General features: G+C 77.5%; 1 protein-coding gene. It reads left to right on the forward strand.

What is annotated here, in order from left to right; translation table 11 throughout:
* The coding region (gene rlmB, locus IDM29_RS16840) for a 23S rRNA (guanosine(2251)-2'-O)-methyltransferase RlmB (RefSeq protein ID WP_188037856.1) at positions 1 to 861 on the forward strand (861 nt) is incomplete at its 5' end.
* Positions 862 to 908: the final 47 nt, after the last annotated feature.

The raw sequence follows: 908 nt of genomic DNA on the forward strand, positions 1-908 counted from the left end.
CCCGCCGCCGGGGGCCGCCCGACCGGGCGCCCCGCCCGCGAGGACCGCACGACGTCGTCGCGCCCGTCGCGCCCCGGTGGCGCCTCGGGGCGCGGGTCCAAGCCCGCACCCACCGCCGAGATCGTCGCCGGGCGGAACTCGGTCGTGGAGGCCCTGCGCGCGGGCGTGCCCTGCACCGGGGTCTGGGTGGGCCACCGGATCGACGCCGACGAGCGCGTGCGCGAGATCCTCAAGATCACCAACGACCGCAACCTGCCGCTCCTGGAGGTCACCAAGCCAGAGCTCGACCGCCTCACGGACGGGCTCGTCCACCAGGGCGTCGCGATCCAGGTCCCCGCGTACCAGTACTCCGGGCTCGAGACCCTGCTCGCGCGCGCGGAGCGCGCCCAGGAGCCGGCGCTCATCGTCGCGCTCGACGGCGTGACCGACCCTCGCAACCTGGGCGCGGTGCTGCGGTCCGCCGGCGCCTTCGGCGCCCACGGCGTCGTGGTCCCCGAGCGGCGCGCGGCCGGCGTGACGGCGTCGGCCTGGAAGGTGTCCGCGGGAGCGGCCGCCCGCGTGCCCGTCTCGCGCGTCACCAACCTGGTCCGTGCGCTGACCGAGCTGCGCGACGCCGGCTGCTTCGTCGTCGGTCTCGACGCGGGCGGCACCATGGCCGTCGGCGACCTCGAGCTCGCGACCGGACCGGTGGTGCTCGTCGTCGGCTCGGAGGGCAAGGGCCTCGGGCGTCTGGTGCGCGAGACCTGCGACGTCGTCGCGTCGATCCCGATCCGCAGCGCGGTGGAGTCCCTCAACGCCGGTGTCGCTGCGGGCATCAGCCTCTACGAGGTGGCCCGGCTGCGCGCGCGCGACGCCGGCTGAGGCCCGGCGGGGCCGGTCGCCGGCCCCGCCCGCCGCGCGTCCGGCCG

The organism is Actinotalea sp. JY-7885 (assembly GCF_014525465.1).
Taxonomy (GTDB): Bacteria; Actinomycetota; Actinomycetes; order Actinomycetales; family Cellulomonadaceae; genus Actinotalea.